This window comes from Pseudolactococcus reticulitermitis (assembly GCF_002260845.1).
In the GTDB taxonomy this organism is placed as follows: domain Bacteria; phylum Bacillota; class Bacilli; order Lactobacillales; family Streptococcaceae; genus Pseudolactococcus; species Pseudolactococcus reticulitermitis.
This window is the reverse complement of record NZ_BEDT01000003.1, coordinates 87913-106540: the sequence shown is the minus strand read 5'-3', so window position 1 is coordinate 106540 and position 18628 is coordinate 87913. Positions and strand designations below refer to the sequence as shown.

Annotated in this window: 21 protein-coding genes; 11 read left to right on the top strand and 10 right to left on the bottom strand. The window is 41.2% G+C overall.

Going from position 1 to position 18628, the window contains the following annotated elements; genetic code table 11:
• Window positions 1-267 precede the first annotated feature (267 nt).
• From RsY01_RS06610 to RsY01_RS06600, 3 genes are read left to right on the top strand one after another with little or no spacing between them, the layout of a single operon-like run.
• Window positions 268-1902: a PTS transporter subunit EIIC gene (locus RsY01_RS06610; RefSeq protein ID WP_094784773.1), complete on the top strand. Its 1635-nt coding sequence runs from the start codon at window positions 268-270 to the stop codon at window positions 1900-1902.
• 3 nt (window positions 1903-1905) lie between these two features.
• On the top strand, window positions 1906-2646 hold the full coding sequence (locus RsY01_RS06605) for an HAD-IIB family hydrolase (protein WP_094784772.1): 741 nt from the start codon (window positions 1906-1908) through the stop codon (window positions 2644-2646).
• A gap of 27 nt (window positions 2647-2673) precedes the next feature.
• Window positions 2674-3153 (top strand): PTS sugar transporter subunit IIA, encoded by a 480-nt coding sequence (locus tag RsY01_RS06600; RefSeq protein WP_094784771.1) that lies wholly within the window; start codon window positions 2674-2676, stop codon window positions 3151-3153.
• 93 nt (window positions 3154-3246) lie between these two features.
• Here the strand turns inward: RsY01_RS06600 and zwf are convergent, their stop codons facing one another.
• The 4 genes from zwf to RsY01_RS06580 form a co-directional block, all read right to left on the bottom strand.
• A complete protein-coding gene (gene zwf / locus RsY01_RS06595; RefSeq protein ID WP_094784770.1) occupies window positions 3247-4731 on the bottom strand; it encodes a glucose-6-phosphate dehydrogenase in 1485 nt (494 codons plus the stop codon).
• Between the two features lie 61 nt (window positions 4732-4792).
• Complete coding sequence (locus RsY01_RS06590) at window positions 4793-5599, bottom strand: TIGR03943 family putative permease subunit (protein WP_094784769.1); 807 nt, start codon at window positions 5597-5599, stop codon at window positions 4793-4795.
• The gene (locus RsY01_RS06585) at window positions 5596-6504 is read right to left on the bottom strand and encodes a permease (protein WP_167373247.1); all 909 of its coding nucleotides are present in this window, start codon (window positions 6502-6504) and stop codon (window positions 5596-5598) included. The genes RsY01_RS06590 and RsY01_RS06585 overlap by 4 nt, the downstream gene beginning before the upstream one ends.
• The gene (locus RsY01_RS06580) at window positions 6491-6685 is read right to left on the bottom strand and encodes an SPJ_0845 family protein (RefSeq protein ID WP_094784767.1); all 195 of its coding nucleotides are present in this window, start codon (window positions 6683-6685) and stop codon (window positions 6491-6493) included. Before RsY01_RS06580 ends, RsY01_RS06585 begins: the two co-directional genes overlap by 14 nt.
• A 219-nt stretch (window positions 6686-6904) precedes the next feature.
• Here RsY01_RS06580 and tuf point away from each other — a divergent pair, with 219 nt between their 5' ends.
• Window positions 6905-8101, top strand: coding sequence for an elongation factor Tu (gene tuf / locus RsY01_RS06575; RefSeq protein ID WP_094784766.1), 1197 nt, complete (start codon window positions 6905-6907; stop codon window positions 8099-8101).
• A 141-nt stretch (window positions 8102-8242) separates the two neighbouring features.
• On the opposite strand, the gene RsY01_RS06570 is transcribed toward tuf, so the two are convergent.
• The 3 genes from RsY01_RS06570 to RsY01_RS06560 form a co-directional block, all read right to left on the bottom strand.
• Window positions 8243-8584, bottom strand: a complete 342-nt coding sequence (locus RsY01_RS06570; protein WP_094784765.1) for a DUF1831 domain-containing protein — start codon at window positions 8582-8584, stop codon at window positions 8243-8245.
• A gap of 60 nt (window positions 8585-8644) precedes the next feature.
• Window positions 8645-9766 carry a cysteine desulfurase family protein gene (locus RsY01_RS06565; protein WP_094784957.1) on the bottom strand — a complete coding sequence of 374 codons (1122 nt, stop codon included), beginning with the start codon at window positions 9764-9766 and terminating at the stop codon, window positions 8645-8647.
• A gap of 83 nt (window positions 9767-9849) precedes the next feature.
• Complete coding sequence (locus RsY01_RS06560) at window positions 9850-10815, bottom strand: ribose-phosphate diphosphokinase (protein ID WP_094784764.1); 966 nt, start codon at window positions 10813-10815, stop codon at window positions 9850-9852.
• A gap of 373 nt (window positions 10816-11188) precedes the next feature.
• Here RsY01_RS06560 and RsY01_RS06555 point away from each other — a divergent pair, with 373 nt between their 5' ends.
• The 7 genes from RsY01_RS06555 to RsY01_RS06525 all read left to right on the top strand — a co-directional run bounded on the left by RsY01_RS06555 (window position 11189) and on the right by RsY01_RS06525 (window position 17116).
• Window positions 11189-12304, top strand: coding sequence for a hypothetical protein (locus tag RsY01_RS06555; RefSeq protein WP_094784763.1), 1116 nt, complete (start codon window positions 11189-11191; stop codon window positions 12302-12304).
• A gap of 148 nt (window positions 12305-12452) precedes the next feature.
• On the top strand, window positions 12453-13220 hold the full coding sequence (locus tag RsY01_RS06550) for a hypothetical protein (protein WP_094784762.1): 768 nt from the start codon (window positions 12453-12455) through the stop codon (window positions 13218-13220).
• Window positions 13221-13264: 44 nt separating this feature from the next.
• The gene (gene epsC, locus RsY01_RS06545) at window positions 13265-13858 is read left to right on the top strand and encodes a serine O-acetyltransferase EpsC (RefSeq protein WP_094784761.1); all 594 of its coding nucleotides are present in this window, start codon (window positions 13265-13267) and stop codon (window positions 13856-13858) included.
• Window positions 13859-13990: 132 nt separating this feature from the next.
• Window positions 13991-15364 (top strand): cysteine--tRNA ligase, encoded by a 1374-nt coding sequence (gene cysS / locus RsY01_RS06540; protein ID WP_094784760.1) that lies wholly within the window; start codon window positions 13991-13993, stop codon window positions 15362-15364.
• Complete coding sequence (locus RsY01_RS06535) at window positions 15357-15755, top strand: Mini-ribonuclease 3 (RefSeq protein ID WP_094784759.1); 399 nt, start codon at window positions 15357-15359, stop codon at window positions 15753-15755. Before cysS ends, RsY01_RS06535 begins: the two co-directional genes overlap by 8 nt.
• 52 nt (window positions 15756-15807) lie before the next feature.
• A complete protein-coding gene (locus RsY01_RS06530; protein WP_094784758.1) occupies window positions 15808-16179 on the top strand; it encodes a DUF1033 family protein in 372 nt (123 codons plus the stop codon).
• A gap of 328 nt (window positions 16180-16507) precedes the next feature.
• Entirely contained in the window at window positions 16508-17116 is a 609-nt protein-coding gene (locus tag RsY01_RS06525) for a nitroreductase family protein (protein ID WP_094784757.1), read from the top strand.
• Between the two features lie 100 nt (window positions 17117-17216).
• Here the strand turns inward: RsY01_RS06525 and RsY01_RS06520 are convergent, their stop codons facing one another.
• From RsY01_RS06520 to RsY01_RS06510, 3 genes are all read right to left on the bottom strand, one after another.
• The gene (locus tag RsY01_RS06520; RefSeq protein WP_167373240.1) at window positions 17217-17558 is read right to left on the bottom strand and encodes a type II toxin-antitoxin system PemK/MazF family toxin; all 342 of its coding nucleotides are present in this window, start codon (window positions 17556-17558) and stop codon (window positions 17217-17219) included.
• Window positions 17555-17776 carry a type II toxin-antitoxin system PemI/MazE family antitoxin gene (gene mazE / locus RsY01_RS06515; protein WP_094784755.1) on the bottom strand — a complete coding sequence of 74 codons (222 nt, stop codon included), beginning with the start codon at window positions 17774-17776 and terminating at the stop codon, window positions 17555-17557. The genes RsY01_RS06520 and mazE overlap by 4 nt, the downstream gene beginning before the upstream one ends.
• Before the next feature lie 70 nt (window positions 17777-17846).
• The gene (locus tag RsY01_RS06510; RefSeq protein WP_094784754.1) at window positions 17847-18473 is read right to left on the bottom strand and encodes a GntR family transcriptional regulator; all 627 of its coding nucleotides are present in this window, start codon (window positions 18471-18473) and stop codon (window positions 17847-17849) included.
• Window positions 18474-18628 lie beyond the last annotated feature (155 nt).

Sequence of the window (18628 nt, the reverse complement as noted above, 5' to 3'; positions counted from 1 at the left end):
TTAGGCTGCTACATAACTGAGTAGTATTTGACTAATGGCAGAAAAGTCATGGGTTAATCATTTAAATCTAATATAATTATAGCATAAACCAAAGAGGTCTTCTAGAAAACCATTGTGTTTACTAATTTTCATTGGCTTGCTACGTAACTGAGTAGTATTTTACTAATGGCAGAAAACCCATTGATTAATGTTTGAAATCTAATATAATTAGAGTATAAACCCAATGGGTATTCTAGAAAACTCAATAAAAATAAGGAGATTCTTACCATGAAAAAAAGAAGCGGTTTAGTTAATGTGTTTGAAACATTTGGTCGAAGTTTTTTACTCCCTGTGTCCGTACTACCGGCAGCAGGTATTTTGAAAGGCATCGGCTCAGCGTTTACAAATGCCAGCACAATTGAAATGCATCCTTGGATGGCAAATCAAACTTTACAGATTATCATGGGGTTTATCACCATGATTGGCTCAGTTGCTTTTGATAACTTACCAGTTATTTTCGCTGTTGGTGTGGTTGTTGGTTTAGCCAAACAAGAAAAGGGTTCGGCTGCACTTTCTGGTTTATTGGGATTTTTAGTTTTGCATAACACACTACATTATTTGCTCTCAGTAAGTGGTCAATTAGTTGATAAGAGCGCTAAAAATGCGGATCAACTGATGAGTTTGCATATGCAGACGAGTGTTTTGGGCATCCAGACAATGGACCTGAATGTATTCGGTGGTATTATAACGGGTATCGTGGTTTATTTAGTCCATAAAAAAGCCATCAAGATGCAAGTCCCACAAGTATTTGGTTTCTTTAGTGGCCCACGTTTGGTACCGATTTTGACAATTCCAGCAATGGCACTTGTTGCGCTTGGTTTCTTCTTTATTTGGCCTTATGTTCAAGTTGGTATTACAGCGCTGTCATTCGCCATTCTAAAATCGGGCTATTTTGGTACTTTTGCCTACGGTGTTATTGAACGTCTGTTACTACCATTTGGTTTGCATCATGGCTTGAACTGGCCAGTCCGGACAACAGAATTAGGTGGCATTTTTACAATCGATGGTCATCAATATGCAGGAACAATCAATGCCTATATGGCAGCGCTTCAAAGCAAATTACCGATTGACCCAATGATTACAAGATTTTCTAGCGGAAAATTTGTCTATAATATGTTTGGTTTACCAGGGGCAGCATTAGCAATGTACATGACTGCTAAACCTGAGAAGAAAAAAATGGTTGGCTCTTTACTGTTAGCGGCTGCTCTAACTTCTTTCCTAACGGGTATTACAGAACCACTTGAATTCACATTCTTGTTCGTTGCACCAGCGCTTTATGGGGTACATGCTCTCTTGGTCGGGACAACAATGGTCGTTACAAATATGGTTGGGGCTGCCTTTTTAACCCCAACTGGACACGGCTTAATTAACTTCTTGATTTATGGTGTGCTACAAGGGGCTAAGACACATTGGTGGTGGTTATTTATTCTTGGTGTTCCTTGCTTTATCATGTACTTCCTTGTCTTTAGTTTTGTCATCAAAAAATTTAATTTCAAAACACCAGGTCGCGAAGACGATGATGAAACTGTTGCTTTACACGGTAAAGATGAAGTCAGAGCTAAACTTGGTGTTAAAACACAAAAAGATCGGGATCAAAAAAATAATATGCCACCAATCCACGAGCATGCGCTCGCATTGATTGCAGCACATGGTGGTGAGGGAAATATTTCTGCAGTAGATGCTTGTATCACACGTTTACGGATAAATGTTAAAGACGAAGATTTAGTAGAAAAAGATAGAATTGTTAATCAGCTTAATGCCATGGGATTCACTAAAAGTGGGATGCAAATGCAATCAATTTATGGTGGATACGCCAACCAACTTAAAATCGAGATACAAAGTATTCTTGGATTAGGGGAATAACAAATGAACAGTATAATCATCACCGATTTAGATGGTACTTTTGTTAAGGATAGTATATCTGTAGCACCAGCTGATGTACTCAAAATGAAAAAAATGCAAGAGAAAATGTTGATTGGTGTTGCAACTGGCCGTAGCATAAAGGAAATCACCTATATCGAAGAACAGACAGGCATTAAATTTGACATCAAAATCGGTTTTAATGGGGCTATTGTTGAAAGTTTCGGAAAAAAAATCGTAGATACAGCATTAGACGAAGATCTAAAAAATCAAATCATTGCGTTTTTGGTGGATTATCATATCAAGTTTGATGCTCTGGATGGCGAAGCAAGAATTGGCACCTATTCTTCTGAAAATATATCCAAAAGTTGGAATATGTCATTTCACTTGCCGTCAGATGTCAAAAAAGCATTAGAAGACACTAGAATTTATAAAATTAATATCCGACCAAATCAGGATGACTGCACACAAATTTTGAATCTGCTAAAAACAAATTTTGATTCAGTTGAAATTTGTCAATCTGGACCTGAACGAATTGAAATTACACCTTTAAACGTCACAAAAGGTAAAGCAATTGAACTTATCAAAAAAAGTCATGACTTAAAGGTAATCGCTGTTGGAGACTCTGAAAATGATATTGATATGCTAGCATGTTCTGATCAGGGCATTTGCATTGCCCATGCTTCTGAAGCGGTCAAAGCTGTATCGGATACCATTGTGAATAACTTTTATGAAATTGAGCTATGATTCTATTATTTAGGAAGGAATAAACAAATGTTTTTCTCTAAAAAATCAAAAAGTTTACAAATTATGTCCCCGGTTGATGGTATTGTAAAATCGATTGAAACAGTTAATGATCCGGTTTTTTCACAAAAAATGATTGGTGATGGCTTTGCTATATTACCTCATAGTCAAACAATCTATGCGCCGATAAATGGTGTCATTACTAACATTTTCCCAACAAAACATGCGTTAGGCATGATTTCTGAAACGGGTGTTGAAGTACTACTTCATTTTGGCATTGATACAGTTGAGTTAAAAGGTCAACCATTTGAAATTTTGGTTACAGAAAACCAGACTGTGACAACTGATACTAAACTTGCTCTAATCGATTTAGAGAAAATTGCTGAATTTGACAAAGAGCCTGATATCCTCGTGATTTTGACAAATCAAGAACAGTATTCAAACATTGCCTTGGTCGCTTCTGATAAGGTAGCACATCAAGACATCGTTGCGAAGGTTTCTATAAAGTAAAAACGTTATGTTGTGATAAATAAAATATCGCAAGTTTCGACAAAAAATGCCTGACCACAATCATTGTGGTCAGGCATTTTCCGATATTTAATTTTATTGCAACAAGCCACGTTCACGATACCAGTGGTCTGGTTGCCATACCCAGCTCGTGCCATATTTTTCGAGCAAGTCGAAACTTTCGACAGGTCCCATTGAGCCAGCTTGATAGGGATAAAGTGGTGCTTTATCTGCTTGCCAAGTGCTGACGATTTTGTCAATCAAAGTCCAAGAAGCTTTCACTTCTTGCCAATGACTGAAATTTGTCGCATCACCGTTTAAGACATCATACATGAGTTTTTCATAGGCTTCAGGCGAGTTACCAAGCGCTGCCGCGTCATGACGGAAGTCCAATTTGACCGGCTCAACCGCAAAACTCTTACCAACTTCTTTCCCATTGACTAGGAGCGAGAAGCCTTCTGTCGGCTGAATGTAAATCGTCAAAATATTTTGCTGAATGTCTTGCTTGAAAATATTTGCATTATTTTTAAAGACGATATTGATCCGCGTGCCTTTTTCTGTCAAGCGTTTGCCTGTTCTAAAGAAGAAGGGGACATCTTTAAAGCGATCTGTTTCGATGAAGAAGACGCCACTTGCAAATGTTTCAGTTTTTGAAGCAGGGTCAACAGACGGTTCATCGATATAGGCTGGAAAATCCTGTTGATTGATCCGACCTGCTTGATATTGACCGCGGATAAAATTTTTGGCAATCGTTGTTTCATCAGGAATGCACAAGTTTTCAAGTACTTTGATTTTTTCGGGCAAAACGTCTGAACTAGAAAATGATGCAGGCTTATCCATGGCGAGGATAGACAGAACTTGCAGAATATGGTTCTGCACCATATCTTTCAGTGCGCCAGACTTATCGTAGTAGCCACCACGATCTTCAACGCCGATAGATTCGGCAAAGGTAATCTGAATGTTATCAATAAATTCACGATTCCAGACGTGTTCAAATAGCACATTGGCAAATCGGACAGCAAAAATATTTTGAATCATTTCTTTGCCTAAGTAGTGGTCAATCCGGAAAATCTGATCTTCATTAAAAGTTTCAGACAAGGCTTGATTGAGCGCTTTTGCCGTCTCTAAGCTTGTTCCAAAAGGTTTTTCAATGATTAAACGCTCAAAGCCAAGCCCATCGACAATATTTTCAGACTTGAGATGGCTGGCAATTGTGCCAAAGAACTCAGGCGCCATGGCTAGGAAAAAGACTTTATTATGACCTGTCTCATATGTTGCGCATAGGTCATCTTGCAAGTTTTTCAAAGTAACATAGTGGCCTGCGTCCTGAACATCATGGCTCTGGTAATAGAAATGAGATGCGAATTTTTCAGCTTCTGTTTTAGAAGTTGTCAAATCGGAAATGGCATCCAAGACGACGCCCTCGAAATACGCCTTCGTCCAAGGTCGACGTGCCGTGCCGATGACTGCGAAATGCTCCGATAAAACACCAGATTTATAGAGACGAAACAGCGACGGATAAAGCTTGCGTTTAGCCAAATCGCCACTCGCGCCAAAAATTGTAAAAATTACTTGAGTCATGTCATTTTCTCCCAAAATTTACTTAATTGAGTATATTAATCCAATTATATCAGAAAAAAGCTCAGAAGTTGCGATAAACGTATGGATTTGACGGTTTTTCGACTTTGTCAATGCGATCAGGCTTGATAATCGGCATTTCTCGTTTAAAAGGCGTGTAATAAGCCGTCTGGATTTGCCCAGTGACCTCTAGCCAAGTATTATCAGGATAAGAGACACCAGCCGTTAAAGTCCTCAGCCCAAAAACACCAGAATCTGCGATACAGTGAATAATCCCAAATCGGAAGAGGAACTGAGCGCTGGCATCAGTAGGGTCATGGTAGACAAAGCCAGTGTAGGTAATCGTTTTGCCCTCAAAAGTCCCAGGGAAATTATAAATCAGCTCCATGATTTCCATGTAATTATTAGCCGTCACCGTAATTTTAGACAGATTTTCGTACTTGGCTAATTCTTTTTTCATCAACTTGTCATAGGCAGATTTTGTAAAGTAAACACTGGTATTAGGCTGTAGATATTGAATTTGCGTGCCATCAGAGGTATCTCCAGACCCTTCTGCCAGAGGGAAATTAAAGCCCTTAGCTGAGACAATGGAAGCATCCAAAGATTTCGATGGAATGAAAATGACTGCAAGAAGTGGTGTGGCCAGTAAGACTAGAGCGATACCTCTAGCCAGTTTAGTTTGCAGATGGTGGTCATGCTCGGTACGTCGAATCCAATTGACCAGCTGAACGATGGCGAAACCTAGTGAAAGCATGGCAGATAGCACCGCCAAATAGCTATAGTGCGTATTGATATACTGATTGAGTTTACCAGTCAGCTGCAAATACATCATCAGTTCAAAATAACCGGATAAAATGAGAAATCGAATCATAGTAGGCTCACCCCCAGACTAATCGTCAGAACCAAAACAGAAATGATGCCGACATATTGCACGATAAATTTTGGCTTAAAATAGGCACTCATCATCAGCAAATTTTTCATATCAATAACCGGTCCATATAAAAGGAAAGCGATAATCGGTGCCGGTCCAAAAAGACTGAGCAAGCTCGCTCCTATAAAAGCATCCGCCTCACTACAGAGTGAGAGCAAGAAAGCAAAAACCATCATCACGATAATGCCTAAAAATGGTGTATGGGTAACCGTCGTCAGCAGTTTCGTTGGCACGAAAACTTGGATAGATGAGGCGACTAAACTCCCGAAAATGAGGTAACGGCCAGTATCAAAGAACTCGTCCACGGCGTGAGATAGTGCAGACCAAACCTTTTGACCGTGAGATAAAGTGGCTACGGGATGGTCATGTTCATCATCAATTCTGACTCTATCTAGTAGGATTAGGTCATCTAATCGATAAGCAAGTAGGAGCCCGACGACTAACGCCATGACCATGGCGCCACCAAGGCGCAAAAGGGCGAATTTGAAAGAATTACCAAAGGCGATAAAGGTCGCCAGTAAAACGACGGGGTTAATCATCGGTGCTGCGATGAGAAAGGGGATTCCGGTGTAAGTCGGCACTTTCTTTTCGAGAAAGCGGTTGACGATGGGGACGATGCCGCACTCGCAGGACGGAAAGAAGAAGCCTGCCACAATACCGACAATGATGCGCCAGAAGCGATTCTTGGGTAGGAATTTATTGACCAGTTCGGGTGATAGATAGGTTTCGATGATGCCTGAGATGAGACAGCCAAATAGGACAAAAGGCAGCGCTTCAATGATGATGGATAGGAAGATTGCGGCGAGTTGCGACAGACTATCGGGTAGATGACTAATCATGGGCAGACGGGTCTTTTTCAGTTTGTAGTGTTTCGAATTTTTTTAGAAAATCTTCTGGCGATTTGATTTTCTTACCGGACGTTTTTTCGATTTTATCTGGGTCAGTGAATTCGACTTGTGGTGGCAGTGCAGCCAGTTCGTCCAACACTTTGTCGAGGTCATCTCGTTTTTTAAAGGTTAAGGCCATATTATTTTTACTCTTTTCTATTCTATAAGAAGTGATATTTCCATTTTACACCATTTTTCATGAAAATATCAGGTCATAAACAAAAAACATCTTTTTTTGCGGTGAAATACTTGCTTTTTTTCAAAAAACCTTTATAATTAGATAGTAATGGTAGATTGTCGTCTTGCGCAGTCTGTCTAAAAAAATATATTTTTTATTCTAAAGGAGACATTTTTAAAAATGGCTAAAGAAAAATACGATCGTTCGAAACCACACGTTAATATCGGTACTATCGGACACGTTGACCATGGTAAAACTACACTTACTGCTGCAATCACGACTGTCTTGTCACGTCGTTTGCCTTCATCAGTAAATACACCTAAAGACTACGCTTCAATCGATGCAGCGCCAGAAGAACGCGAACGCGGTATTACAATCAATACTGCTCACGTTGAGTACGAAACTGCTTCACGTCACTATGCCCATATCGATGCCCCAGGTCACGCGGATTACGTTAAAAACATGATCACTGGTGCCGCTCAAATGGATGGTGCTATCTTGGTAGTAGCTGCAACTGACGGACCTATGCCACAAACTCGTGAGCACATCTTGCTTTCACGTCAAGTTGGTGTTGGTAAATTGATCGTTTTCCTCAACAAAAAAGACCTTGTTGATGATGAAGAATTGATCGAACTTGTTGAAATGGAAGTTCGTGATCTCTTGTCAGAATACGATTTCCCAGGTGACGATACACCAGTTATCATCGGTTCAGCGCTTAAAGCCCTTGAAGGCGACACTGAATACGAAGACATCATCATGGAATTGATGGATACTGTTGATACATACATCCCAACGCCAGAACGTGACACTGACAAACCTTTGCTTTTGCCAGTCGAAGATGTCTTCTCAATCACAGGTCGTGGTACAGTAGCTTCAGGTCGTATCGACCGTGGTACAGTTCACGTCAATGATGAAATCTCTATCGTTGGTATCAAAGAAGAAATCTCTAACGCTATCGTAACTGGTGTTGAAATGTTCCGTAAACAACTTGACGAAGGTCTTGCTGGCGATAACGTTGGTGTCCTTCTTCGTGGTGTTCAACGTGACGAAATCGAACGTGGTCAAGTTATTGCTAAACCAGGTTCAATCACACCTCACAAAAAATTCAAAGGCGAAGTTTACATCTTGTCTAAAGATGAAGGTGGTCGTCATACACCATTCTTCGACAACTACCGTCCACAGTTCTACTTCCGTACAACTGACGTCACTGGTTCAATCAAACTCCCAGCTGGTACTGAAATGGTAATGCCTGGTGATAACGTTTCTATCGACGTTGAATTGATTCACCCAATCGCCGTTGAACAAGGGACTACTTTCTCTATTCGTGAAGGTGGCCGTACTGTTGGTTCAGGTATCGTTGCAGAAATCGAAGCTTAATTCATTTAGACTTCCAAATCTATTTATTGGTCGGACAATAAATAGAAAAGCACTCAGAGCGATTTGGGTGCTTTTTTGTATATTTTTGAGAGATGACATGCCAAATTGATGGTAAAAAATAAGCTCGATTGAGCTATTTTTTTAGGCCTTGACAAACACACCACGATCAACAAGGGCATTCATTTGGAAATAGAATTTTTCTTGAATCATTTTATTGTCATCGGACTTGAAGATGTTCATATTTTTCAGACCTGATTTATCTGTGATTGACAGTTTAAAGCCGGACAAATCAGAGTTGACGATGATTTTAAGCATTGGGCCTTCGCCGGAATTAGGAACGTTTTCTAAAATGCGTGTGAGCTCATAGTTACCCAGTCTATTTTTGATAAAAGTTGTATCCATGAGAGTATATTTTTTGATGCTAGGTGAAAGTTTGTAGGTCACTTGACTATCATCCAAGTGCTTTTCAGTAACAAATGCCATGGTTATAGATTTTGACAGCTCATCTAATGAACCATCAAATCTCCTTTCTGTTATATACGATTATTTTTGGAGCAAAATTGATTTTAAAATGCGGACAAATTCAGTGATTTCTTCAGATGTTGTTAAGTCTGATAAAGACACTCTGACGGATTCTTTAAGTTTGCTTGATGTCTTGCCAAAAACTGCTTCAAGGACATGTGACGGCTCAATGGCACCAGCGGTACAGGCTGAACCCGTCGAGATGGCAACACCTTGTAGATCCAATTTCATCAGTAAAAGATCTTGGTTAAAGCCTGGAAAACCAAGATTAAGGACATGCGACATGGTCTTGCCAAATTCATTGATATAGTAGTCAAGACCGTCTAGTTCTGAAAGCAGCTGTGCCTTGCGTGCTGAGACTTTGTCATCATTACTTTCAAACTGTTCAGCGGCTATCTCAAGGGCTGTCGCCATGCCAACGATATTATGAATGCTTTCAGTACCCGCACGCCGGCCATTTTCCTGTTCGCCACCATGGATGAGATTATCAAATTTCAAATCACCATGGTAGAGAAAACCAACGCCTTTTGGCCCGTGAAATTTATGGGCAGAGGCAGACAGAAAATCAATCCCTAGTGCTATCGGATGAACGGGAATTTTCCCCATCACTTGGACAGCATCGACATGGTAGACTGCTTGATGCGTTTTAAGTCGGTCAGCAATCTCAGCGATGGGTAGGACTTGACCTGTTTCATTGTTGGCATACATGGTCGAGACCATGATCGTGTCGTCGCGAAGGGCATCTGTGACTAAATCAGCGGTGTAGCTGCCATCGGGGTTGGGGGTAATAAGGGTCACGTCAAAATCGTGCCGTTCCTGCAAATATTGCACAGTATGTAAGACAGCATGGTGCTCAATAGCTGTCGTGATAATATGATTACCCTTGTCTCTGTTGGCTAAGGCATAGCCAAGCAAGGCTTGGTTATTGGCTTCAGAACCGCCAGAAGTGAAAATGAGGTTTCTAGCGGGAACATCCAGAATGCTGGCAATCGTTTTACGCGCGTCACGAATCACTTTACCAGCAGAGCGTCCGTAGCTGTGAATGCTAGACGGATTACCAAAGGTTGTGTTAAGTGTGTCTAACATCGCTTGCGAAACTTCAGGTAGAACGGGTGTGGTAGCAGCATTATCAAGATAAATCATGGGATTACCTATTGCATCAAGGCTCAGGACTTTGACCGTGAGTTGGACAAAGGCCTGAGCCTTGCGCGTCATTTCTATGTCAGTTAATCCACTGATTTATTGTATTGAAAGAGTGGGCTGACAGGTTTATTTTCGTGAATGCGGATAATCGCGTGGGCGAGTAACGGCGCCGCACTGAGATATTTAATCGCATTAGGTTTCGGCGTTTCAGTTTTGACAGAGTCCGTCACGAGGACTTCTGAAATCGGTGCAGCGTTCAAACGGTTGGCAGCACCGGGCGTGAACAAGCCGTGTGAGGCAACGGCGTAGACCTCTTTAGCACCCGCATCTTTAGCGATAACGGCAGCGCTCGAGAAAGTTTTACCTGTGTTGAGAATGTCGTCAATCAAGATGACATTTTTATTTTTGACATCACCGATGATGTAGCCATTTTCACGTTTTTGATCATCGTCTGCGTAGTCGACAATCGCAAGCGGGCTTTCGAGGTAATCAGCTAAAGAACGGGCGCGTTTGATACCAGAATTTTTAGGGGCAACGACAACAACGTCATCACCGACCAAACCTTGTGACTGATAGTATTCAGCAAACAATGGTACAGTATAGAGGTTATCAGCAGGAATGTCGAAGAAACCTTGCACTTGCACAGCATGCAAATCAAGGGTCAAAATCCGGTCAGCACCAGCTGTTGTCAGCATATTAGCGACGAGTTTAGCCGTAATCGGTTCGCGTGGTGATGCTGTTCTGTCTTGACGGGCATAACCATAGTAAGGCATGACGACATTGACCGTATTGGCGCTGGCACGTTTACAGGCGTCAATCATGATTAACAATTCCCATAAATGAGTATTAACGGGATAAGAGGTTGATTGCACGATGAAAATGTCGTAACCACGGACACTTTCTTCAATGTTGATTTGAATTTCGCCATCAGAAAATTGTTTGGATTCTATTTTGCTGAGGGGGACGCCGGCGCACTCTGAAATTTTTTGCGCCAATTCTAAGTTAGAGTTAAGTGAGAAGAGTTTGATATGCTTGTCTTTGTAAGTCATTTTCGTCCATTTCTACAAATAAATTTACTGTCTCCATTTTACCAAAAAAAAGGTAAAAAGAGTAGCCCTAGCTTAGGACATCTATTTGTTGAAAACGGCAGCATTTCCTTGTCTTATTTAAATGGTTATTAAGATGTAAGATGGTGTCAATTTTCAGACGACTACAGTGGTGAGGGAACAGGCATGACGAGGGATAAGATGGACTAGGATATGGCTTGACTTTGAAAATCAGAAGTGCTAGAATAGTTATTGTAAACGATTTCAGAAAGGGGCAATTTTTTTCTGAAAGTTTGTCTATACCAAAATTATATTTAGGATGCGTACACCCGCGATTTATCGTGGTGAACTTTACTTTAAAGAGGAGACCTATCTCATGAAAAAATCGAAATTCATCTCACTTTTAGCAGTTTCTGCCCTATCAGTGACAGTCTTGACAGCTTGTGGTGGATCAGATGACAAAAAATCTGACGACAAGACAGCTAAAACGGCTGAAGCTTACACTGGTGCAACACAAGGAACAGACAGCTTTGATACATTAACAAAAGTCTTCGCAGCTAATGGTGCTTGGTTAAATGCCGCAACAAAAGATATCGATGCCTCTGACAAAGTCTTGACAGTTGATGGTTTGTTTGCAGGTGACGGTCAAGTCAACCGCGAACTTGCCCTTTACAAATCTGGTGCTGACCACAAACCTGAAGCCACTTATACCTTGACAGTTAAAAAATTAGTCGTGAAATCACCAGGTTTCGCCATTGCCCAAGGAACTGTTAAAGGCGACGTTTATGTCAATGCGACTGGCTTCAAATTTGAAGGCACTGGTAAAATCGACGGTAACTTGATTTTCGCTTCTGACGATTTGAAAACAGCTTATGAAGCACTTGATGCTGCAGATAAAGGCACTGTAACAGGCGACGTTAAAGTCGAAGCTTCTGACGTCACAGCTGTTAAAGCAGGTGCGATTACTGTGGCTGCCAAAGGTGGCGCAATCAGCTATGACAAGGTCTCAGATGTTAAAACAGGCGCAACAAAAGGCACTGAAAAATTTGCTGACTTAGCAGATACAATGGGTAAAAATGGGGCATGGCTTGGTGCAGCAACTTCTGACATCGACGCCTCTGGTAAAACGTTGACAATTGACGGTACTTTCCTCGGTTCGCATGGGACTATTGCTCGTAAAGTTGGGCTTTACACACAAAATGACAAATTCCAAGTCACTAAAACATTTACTTTGACTGTTGAGAAACTGATTGTCAACTCACCATTTACAGTGGTTTCTAACGGTGGTATCAAAGGGGATGTCTATGTGACAAAATCAGCGACTGGCTTTGCTGCGCAAAATGGTAAAGATGTTGATGGTAAACAAGTGACGGCTAAGATTGATGGTAATCTTTACTTTGCCACACAAGATCAACTCGATGCTTACAACAAATTGGACGCAACTGCCAAATACGACGTAACAGGTCAAACTGCAGTTAAAGAAGCTGAATAATTGAAGTTTCTGATAGAAGACGCCGAATTGGCGTTTTTTGTTTGCCTTAATTTGATGACTTGATGTCAAAAATCAGCTGTTTTTGTGGTAAAATAGGACTAATCATATCAAATGACGATCAGATAGACCAGCCAGAAATGAGAAGATAATGACCGATTACCAATTTAGCCCAGAACTTGATGAACGCCTGCGTGATTTTATTGCCCATTCAGGCAATTTTGTTGCAGATATTGGTTTTGTTCACGCCCTACATGCCTATGCTGTGGTCGGGATTGCAGAACCATTTGTCTTGCCGATTGAAGATAAAAAGGTCATCCCTGTTTTTACATCAGCGGAGCCCCTAGCTAATTTTCAGCAACGTGTGACAGAGCCTTTGACGTTTGTCAATCAACCCTTTATGACGGTTGTTGACCAATTATTGGCGCAGGAATTTGACGCCATTGCCTTTAATTTACAGCCTGCTGGGCAAGATTCCCCTAATGCGATTATGTTAGGACGTGGCGACTTGGTTGCCTTTCTGAACTACTACACAGATGTTTTAAATAAACTGATGGGGTCTGCTAGTCAAGGCAAATCACAAAAGGAGCGTTATTATCTCATGCCGGCTTTTGTCAGAACAACGGCAGACGGGGAAACGGCACGCCTTTTTGCGACGCTTTCTAAACCGAATGGTGAAAGTTTTGTCCCTGTTTTTAGTAACATTTTAAGTTTTGCAAAATGGTATAATCATGCTGATTTTGGTGTACCATTTCAGGCGCATGATGGACTGGTCTTGGTTTGGCAGTTAAATGACTTACAGCACCCAAGCACGGGTATCAATGAGCTGGAAGATGTTTTAGGTGTTGCAGTTGATCCTTTTGATGCCGTGGATTATGAGAAATCTGTCATCCTTTGGGAAGCGCTGAATGATGTTTAAGGTTGGCGTTTTTTGGGCAACAAGGACACAGGAGGTTGAAAACAATGGGGTTTTGGCGAGAAGCGTTTGAGGCTGTCAAAGAAAATGATCCGGCTGCGCGTTATAATTTTGAGATACTGCTGACGTCTCCAGGGATTAAGGCGCTTGCGGCACACAAGGTCTCGCATTTTTTGTGGCGCCATCATTTTAAATTACTAGGTCGAATGCATTCGCAATTTTGGCGTTTTTTGACACAGATTGAAATCCATCCGGGTGCTGTGATTGAAAATGGTGTCTTTATCGACCACGGGTCAGGTCTTGTGATTGGCGAAACGGCTATCGTCGAGACAGGCGTCAAATTATACCATGGTGTGACGCTAGGCGGGACAGGGAAAGATACAGGCAAACGGCATCCGAGTGTGCGACGGGGCGCCTTGATTTCAGCCCATGCCCAATTACTAGGACCGATTGAAATCGGGGAGCATGCCAGAGTGGGCGCCAGTGCTGTTGTGACCAAAGACGTCCCTACTGCTGTAACGGTTGTCGGGATACCTGCTAAGATTGTTCGTGTGCATGGGCAGGCGACACCAGAGCGTGAACGCGTTAAACTTGAAGGTGAGCGCCATGTGAGTTTTTATGACCATATGGGTGGTATTTAGCGATAGTAGTAAGCCAGCATTGACAATCAAGACTTTGAGCGGACGTAGGTCGCGAATGACCTTGCTTGGACGGAGCGAACGCGTAGGTCAAGGTCAAGATTTCACAAGGTGAAATCGCAGAAGGAGAAATAAATGATTAAATTATATAATACCTTAACCCGTGAAAAGGAGGACTTTGTCCCGCTAGTTTCAGGTGAGGTTAAAATGTATGTCTGTGGCCCGACCGTCTACAACTACATTCATATCGGAAATGCGCGGTCAGTTGTGGCTTTTGACACCATCCGGAAGTACCTCGAGTATCGGGGATATGCCGTGACTTTCGTGTCGAATTTTACAGATGTCGATGACAAAATCATTCAGGCTGCGAAGAGCACCAATGTGTCCATCGAGACCTTGGTTGAAACCTATATTCAGGCTTTCTTTGCAGATACACAAGCGCTTGGAGTTAAACCAGCGACACGCAATCCGCGTGTGCTTGACTTTATGCCTGAAATCATTGCCTTTATCGAAGTTTTGGTCGCAAAAGATTTTGCCTACGTTTCAAATGGTGATGTCTTTTTCCGCGTGAAAAAGTTTGCAGATTATGGACGCTTGGCCAATAAAAATTTGGATGAACTAGAAGCAGGTGCCTCTGGTCGGACAGAGACGGTTGAGCTTAATAAGGAAGACCCGCTTGATTTTGCCCTTTGGAAGTCAAGTAAGGTAGATGAGCCGTCATGGGAAAGTCCGTGGGGCGCTGGGCGACCAGGTTGGCATATTGAATGTTCGGTCATGGCGACCAGCATTTTAGGCGATACGATTGACATTCACGGCGGTGGTGCGGACCTAGAATTTCCGCATCATACCAATGAAATTGCCCAGTCTGAGGCGAAAACTGGACATACCTTTGCCAAATATTGGCTGCACAATGGATTTGTCACTGCAGCAGATGGTGAAAAAATGTCGAAATCTCTGGGCAATTTTAAAACTGTCCATGAGATGTTACAGGCTGTTGATGGGCAAATTCTACGCTTTTTCTTGGTGTCACAACATTATCGTAAGCCACTCGCTTTTAGTGATGACACGGTTAAAGACGCTGAAAATAATCTCAAGAAAATCAAAAATGCCTATGATAAATTGACATTTGAAATTGACAAAAATCCTGTCGCCGCACAGATTCCAGATCAGGAAATTGATGGGTTTCGTCAAGATTTCATCAAAGAGATGGATAATGACTTTAATATCTCGAATGGCTTGACTGTTTTCTATGAGCTGATTAAATATATCAATCAGGGTAATTTTTCTGTGGCTGCACAGACTTTATTTGATGAAATCTTGACGATTATTGGGATTGAGTTTGCAACAGCTGAAATCTTAGATACTGAGATTGAACAATTAATTGCTGAGCGACAAATTGCCAGAGAAAATCGTGATTTTGCCTTGTCAGATAAAATCCGCGACGACTTAAAAGCGCAAGGGATTGCTTTATTAGATACACCGGACGGTGTGAGGTGGACACGTGACTGAATTTCGAGCTGATTTATTAAATGGTATCGCCTTGGCTTATGCCGGAGATGCTGTCTATGAGGTGTTTGTCCGTGATTATTTGCTGTCACAGGGCATCACAAAACCTGGTGAACTCCAAAAAACTGCGGTTAAGTTTGTCAGTGCCAAAGCACAAGCTTTTCTCATTTCTGAAATGGAAAAGGATGCCATTTTGACAGAGGAAGAGCTGGTCTATTTCAAGCGAGGCCGAAATGCGCATAGTAAAACGACCGCCAAAAATACAGATGTCGTCACCTACCGTATCTCAACAGGCTTCGAAGCGATATTTGGCTTCAACCATTTGACCCATCAAGATGAACGCGTTGCTTTTTTGGCGCAATATTGCATTGACAAAATTTCTGAGCAAATTTGATGAAAAATCTTAATGTTTTCTGTAAAATAGAGAACATATAAGAGGTTAAGATATGTTCAGAGTAGTTGAAATGCGTGGTGATAATGAGCCATGGTGGTTTTTTGAAAATTGGCGAGATGATATTGTCGCTAAATATGAGTTTGATAATTTTTATGAGGCATTGAAGGCCTACAAGCAAGAGTGGCAACGCTTGGCAAACACTTATCCAGAGTTTAAAAGTCAGGAAGATTTTTTAGCCGCTTTCTGGATCGAGTCTGAGACACGTTGGTGTATGGAATGCGCAGAAGACTTGCAACAATATCATGGCCTAGCCCTTTTAGAAGACTGGCATCCAGTTGAAACTTTCGAAAATCGGCTTCCCTATGCCAAAGCATCAGGTACAAATTCTCATAAATATTGCCAATTAAAAGGGATAGGATGCTAACTCTTTTTTTGTTTTTTGGGGGAAGATGAAGAATATTAGGTTTCATGAGCTAAATAGTTTACAAATGTAAATCATTGTGGTAAAATTACATTTGTAAACGTGAGACAAGGGTATTAAAGTGTTTGAAATCTTAAATGAAGTTCGAACCCACGTAGAAGATGTCTCCTAAAAATTAAATTTATTTTAACGGATGATACTGAAAGCGGTGCGACATAGTCGTAAACTTTCGTAGAAAATTAGGGATTTGAAGGTTCTACGCTTGCGTAGGCTCTACAAATCATCTATTTTCCTAGGAAGTTAGCTTGAAGTTCAAATTAGGAGAAAAATTATGTCATTCATGGAATCATTAGCAAATCGTCGTTCTATCTACGCTTTAGGTAAAGCTGTTGATGTTGAAAAAGCAACAGCAACGATCAAAGAAGCGGTTAAATTGTCACCATCAGCTTTCAACAGTCAAACATCACGTGTTTTGATTTTAACAGGTGCTGAACACACCAAACTTTGGCAAGAAATCGTTGCCACTGACCTTAAAGCTGAAATGGATCGTCAAGGCGTCCCTGAAGCTGCTTGGGCAGGCACAAAAGCTAAATTAGACAGTTTTGCAGCAGCTGGTATGACCGCACTCTTCTTTGAAGACACTGATGTTGTGAAAAACTTGCAAGAACAATTCCCGCTTTATGCGGACAATTTCCCAGTTTGGTCTGAACAATCAACAGGGATTGCCTCAGTGAATGCTTGGGTAGCCTTGAGTGAGCTTGGTCTTGGTGCAAACTTGCAACACTACAATCCAGTGATTGATGCCACTGTTGCTAAAACTTATGACATTCCTGAATCATGGCACCTCCGTGGTCAACTTGTTGTCGGCTCACCTGAATCAGAAGTTACTCCTAAAGCATTTATGGCTGACGAAGACCGTTTCAAAGTATTCGGTGCTTAATTTAAGTCAAGGTTAAATCTAACAAATAATAAAGCTAATCACTGATTGATGATGTGATTAGCTTTTTTGTCTATAAAAATGTAACGCTAAAAAAGTCATATTAAAAGATAAACTGTATGAGCTGGACGACTTGTTGGAATGTCCAAGTATTCATCACATCGACTTTTTCAGCTTTTCTTGCGGTGTAATCGAACGTATAAAGCTGTAATGGATTAACAAAACCATCAACTTTTTGATTTTGCAGAGGAATGAGTGTTTTATCATTTTGGATACGTTTTGCATTCGTATGCGTGATTGGACAAATGGCAATCAGCCCAGTTTGACGATTATAAGCCTGATTGCTAACGACAACAGCTGGACGACGTTTTCGTATTTCACGTCCTGTTGATGGATCAAAATTAATAAAAACAATATCTTGCTTGTTCGGCAGGTCCATCATCATTCTCCAATCTCTGTTGCTAGAAAATCAACATCATTAAAGACCTCTTCTTGGTGCAAGTCTTGATCAGTAAGAAAGGGATTTTCGACTTTAGGAGCCAGAACAATCACACCATCAATGCCTTTATAGACAAAGAATTCCTCGCCAATTCCGACACCGATTTCTTGTGGAATTGTGACTGTGGTAGAATTACCTACTTTACGTGTTTTAACTGTTGGCATATGAGCACCTCCTTGTATACACTCAGTATACACTTGATTTGCTAATAAGTCAACTTTCTAACCAACTATCCTAATGCCTAGCAGGATAAAAGAAAGTTTTAACAGTCTGAAAAGTGGTTTCATTGCCAACGAAATAAACCGTATTTCCTTTTTCCAAAATCGCATAAGGACCGGGAGATAAGACCAGTTCATCATGATGTAAAATCGCGACAATGGTTGCGCCTGTTGTTTGCCAAAAATTAAGTTGTCCGATGGATTGACCGATAACGTCACTGTCTTCGGAAAGCAGGAGTTCATAGGGGGCTAATGGATTTTTCTTTTGCACTCGTGCGGTTTGTTCAAATAAGGTGGCAAGTGAGTCGGAGAGATTATCAATTGCCGTTTTTTGAACGGTCATGATATTGTCAATCTGGGCATGTAAAGTCTGAATGGTAGACGTTTCCTGAGCTTGGTTCAAGAAGTTTTTGGCTTTTTCTTGGGATAAAATTTTAACGCCAGAGCCATGAACAGCTTGGACAATATCTAGGTCATTTAAAATGCTGATGGCTTTACGCGCTGTCTCGGATGACACGCCAAATTGTGCAGAAAGGGTTGATCTGGCATGGAGTTTACTCCCAATCGGGTAGTCACCGTCAGCGATTTTTTCGGCAATGGCATAGGCAATTTGACGATAGCGCGGTTCTCGGACTGTTTTCATATCGTGTATCTTTCTAATGTAAAAGGGTTTGAAATCAACAATTGTTGACAAAGTGGCAATTTGTCTGTAGAATTAAAATTGCCACTTAGTGACAACCTATTTTTTATAAAAAGTTGTCACTTCATGAATTAATTTTATCACGAAGCGGAATAAAA

What these genes read in the sequence shown, in the direction of transcription:
- RsY01_RS06610 (WP_094784773.1), top strand. Translation starts at nt 268, where the DNA reads ATGAAAAAAAGAAGCGGTTTAGTTAATGTGTTTGAAACATTTGGTCGA.
- RsY01_RS06605 (WP_094784772.1), top strand. Translation starts at nt 1,906, where the DNA reads ATGAACAGTATAATCATCACCGATTTAGATGGTACTTTTGTTAAGGAT.
- RsY01_RS06600 (WP_094784771.1), top strand. Translation starts at nt 2,674, where the DNA reads ATGTTTTTCTCTAAAAAATCAAAAAGTTTACAAATTATGTCCCCGGTT.
- zwf (WP_094784770.1), bottom strand. Translation starts at nt 4,731, where the DNA reads ATGACTCAAGTAATTTTTACAATTTTTGGCGCGAGTGGCGATTTGGCT.
- RsY01_RS06590 (WP_094784769.1), bottom strand. Translation starts at nt 5,599, where the DNA reads ATGATTCGATTTCTCATTTTATCCGGTTATTTTGAACTGATGATGTAT.
- RsY01_RS06580 (WP_094784767.1), bottom strand. Translation starts at nt 6,685, where the DNA reads ATGGCCTTAACCTTTAAAAAACGAGATGACCTCGACAAAGTGTTGGAC.
- tuf (WP_094784766.1), top strand. Translation starts at nt 6,905, where the DNA reads ATGGCTAAAGAAAAATACGATCGTTCGAAACCACACGTTAATATCGGT.
- RsY01_RS06570 (WP_094784765.1), bottom strand. Translation starts at nt 8,584, where the DNA reads ATGGCATTTGTTACTGAAAAGCACTTGGATGATAGTCAAGTGACCTAC.
- RsY01_RS06565 (WP_094784957.1), bottom strand. Translation starts at nt 9,766, where the DNA reads ATGATTTATCTTGATAATGCTGCTACCACACCCGTTCTACCTGAAGTT.
- RsY01_RS06560 (WP_094784764.1), bottom strand. Translation starts at nt 10,815, where the DNA reads ATGACTTACAAAGACAAGCATATCAAACTCTTCTCACTTAACTCTAAC.
- RsY01_RS06555 (WP_094784763.1), top strand. Translation starts at nt 11,189, where the DNA reads ATGAAAAAATCGAAATTCATCTCACTTTTAGCAGTTTCTGCCCTATCA.
- RsY01_RS06550 (WP_094784762.1), top strand. Translation starts at nt 12,453, where the DNA reads ATGACCGATTACCAATTTAGCCCAGAACTTGATGAACGCCTGCGTGAT.
- epsC (WP_094784761.1), top strand. Translation starts at nt 13,265, where the DNA reads ATGGGGTTTTGGCGAGAAGCGTTTGAGGCTGTCAAAGAAAATGATCCG.
- cysS (WP_094784760.1), top strand. Translation starts at nt 13,991, where the DNA reads ATGATTAAATTATATAATACCTTAACCCGTGAAAAGGAGGACTTTGTC.
- RsY01_RS06530 (WP_094784758.1), top strand. Translation starts at nt 15,808, where the DNA reads ATGTTCAGAGTAGTTGAAATGCGTGGTGATAATGAGCCATGGTGGTTT.
- RsY01_RS06525 (WP_094784757.1), top strand. Translation starts at nt 16,508, where the DNA reads ATGTCATTCATGGAATCATTAGCAAATCGTCGTTCTATCTACGCTTTA.
- RsY01_RS06520 (WP_167373240.1), bottom strand. Translation starts at nt 17,558, where the DNA reads ATGATGATGGACCTGCCGAACAAGCAAGATATTGTTTTTATTAATTTT.
- mazE (WP_094784755.1), bottom strand. Translation starts at nt 17,776, where the DNA reads ATGCCAACAGTTAAAACACGTAAAGTAGGTAATTCTACCACAGTCACA.
- RsY01_RS06510 (WP_094784754.1), bottom strand. Translation starts at nt 18,473, where the DNA reads ATGAAAACAGTCCGAGAACCGCGCTATCGTCAAATTGCCTATGCCATT.